We start from the raw sequence: 2112 nt of genomic DNA on the forward strand, positions 1-2112 counted from the left end.
GTAATAATTTTTTAAGGATCGCCTCTTTACGTTCTGGTGAATACCGAGCCATTTTGTTCTCTTTTGCCGCACCCTGTCTTTAAAAATAATGATTATTTAGGGGTGACAACAATCCTGACACAGGGGGCCAGCATCAAGCTGTTTAATCGTTTTAGGTGAAGTTCTGGGCAGTATTGGTGTAAAGAATGTTGTAGGATATTGGCTTCGCGCATCTTGTTGTCCAAGTGTAGTTTTTGGCGAAACCATTTGATCATGCAACAAGATGCGCTTCCACCCTAATTTGATGATTTATTTGTAAATCATCAGGGGATTCTTCAGCGCTTGGCGGCATTGAAGCAGAAGGCAGCGTAAGGCAAAATTTGCGTGATTTGGACTTGGTGAGATCCTGTATTTAATTAAACAGGAGCCTTGCCATGCCCAGATTCGATTTTAAAGACCCTCTCAATCCACGTTTGGCGGAAAAGCCGCAAGTATGGCAAACGCCCTTTATCCGGCTAGCGAACCGCATCCCTCCAAGTTACCGCATCCACTTTGTAGGCGTGACTGTAGATCACCGCTTAGGCTACACCGGAAGGCGCCAATTTCACTCGCTGGCTCAGGCTCTCACTTGGGCCGAATCAATGTATGGCGATTCGTGGTCGAATAAACGCTTTACTCAGGCGTTGGATTTAGACGCGCTATTGGACTGCACCAGTCGCCCAATACCCGATAAAATTAAAAATATCCTCAAAGCCCTATTCAATTAATTCAGGGACTTGCTATGCTGGATTAACAACAGCTTAGGGGGTGAAATGGTAGAAAAGACGTTAGGCACTCTGTCTATTTTGATGATTGTTCTAGCAGTTTATGCAATGGCGGATCTAAATTGGTCGGCAATGGCGTACCCATTAGCGATATTGGGTATGATTTACACTTTCAAAAACTCCATTAAAGGTAAAGAAAATCACCCCAAGGTTAAAAACGGTTTAGCCTTAATACTGCTAGGGATGGTTTTGCCGATAGCTTTCCTTTTGATAACGCATGAATTGGCGCCTTTCGGTCTCATAATAACGATGATAATGATAATTGTCGGGGCGATTAATATTATTAAGGCTATTACTGAGACTTCTGATTAAAGCTAACCAACTAACCGTTTAAATACAGCAATCAATAACAGGGATATTAGATAAACTCTTTGTTTAAGGGGCTGCTTGCCCCTTAACGTCAATTATTCATATCAGGCATTAAAATAGTGAACAAAATCACCTGCCAATTCCTCTGTCGGTGTGTCAATTGCAATTCAGATACTCGTACTAATATCCAGTTTAATATGCACTTGTTTGTAAGCGCCTAACGAAATTATGAATGTCTCGTATGGGACATATACACGTTGCTTAGCTTCCATTTGCTTTGTTGCAAACCAATCTATGAACAACGAATGACGCAAGTAACCAATTTACTTTGATACATATTTTTTCCCTAACAATCACTTGAAGGCGTATAGGCTAGCGTACCGCTTAACGTTATCTTATCCTGCCAATAACTTTCTTTGCAGTCACGGATCATTGCGTTAGTTCCATTCATTCCAGCAATGTAACGCAACTTAAGGGCAGTATTAAAATCAACAAGAACTCCCGATAGATGTTTGCATGATTTATCGAAAAATTGCTTTTCATATATTTCCAATTCTGGCGGTAGTAACTCAATCGGCAACCCTAATGAGGTTTTTCCATTATTGCCTCTATCGGGGTTAATTGTTGTATCTTCAAACTTAACAGCATATTTCACCATCTCACTCGGCTCAAAATAAATATCCAATTTATTCAGATCAAACGGTGGATGCTGGTTTTGGTAATCCTCATATTTCGACAACTCCCCCCACTCAGAAATACTATCCAATTTATTCAGAACAAGCTTTGGCTTACGTGTTTTGTTAACCACAAAGCGGATAAAGAATCCCAGACCCACTGCTAACGAAAGCTGAATGAGTGTTTCAAAACTTAATGCTGAAGGATCCCCTCATAAATCAGCCATAGCATAGCCATATTTGAGCAACTGATTGGCGAATAATACCCAGGCCGCCAGCAATTCTTTCTCCGTGATTTGATAATCAGGCCGCCTGAGTACCTCCAA

General features: G+C 41.1%; 3 protein-coding genes. 2 read left to right on the plus strand and 1 reads right to left on the minus strand.

The genetic code is table 11. The features are described from left to right. Positions 1 to 413: 413 nt before the first annotated feature. Together B5P39_RS24260 and B5P39_RS24265 are read left to right on the plus strand one after the other, a co-directional pair. A complete protein-coding gene (locus B5P39_RS24260; RefSeq protein ID WP_088213178.1) occupies positions 414 to 746 on the plus strand; it encodes a hypothetical protein in 333 nt (110 codons plus the stop codon). A 45-nt stretch (positions 747 to 791) separates the two neighbouring features. Beyond that, positions 792 to 1115, plus strand: a complete 324-nt coding sequence (locus B5P39_RS24265; RefSeq protein ID WP_088213179.1) for a hypothetical protein — start codon at positions 792 to 794, stop codon at positions 1113 to 1115. Positions 1116 to 1458: 343 nt separating this feature from the next. Here B5P39_RS24265 and B5P39_RS24270 read toward each other — a convergent pair whose 3' ends face one another. Then, positions 1459 to 1920 carry a hypothetical protein gene (locus tag B5P39_RS24270; RefSeq protein WP_140418355.1) on the minus strand — a complete coding sequence of 154 codons (462 nt, stop codon included), beginning with the start codon at positions 1918 to 1920 and terminating at the stop codon, positions 1459 to 1461. Positions 1921 to 2112: the final 192 nt, after the last annotated feature.

Origin of the sequence: Shewanella sp. Shew256 (assembly GCF_002196695.1) — a bacterium.
Lineage (GTDB): Bacteria > Pseudomonadota > Gammaproteobacteria > Enterobacterales > Shewanellaceae > Shewanella > Shewanella mangrovisoli.

Coding starts and splice junctions, on each gene's coding strand:
- B5P39_RS24265 (WP_088213179.1), top strand. CDS start 792: ATGGTAGAAAAGACGTTAGGCACTCTGTCTATTTTGATGATTGTTCTA.
- B5P39_RS24260 (WP_088213178.1), top strand. CDS start 414: ATGCCCAGATTCGATTTTAAAGACCCTCTCAATCCACGTTTGGCGGAA.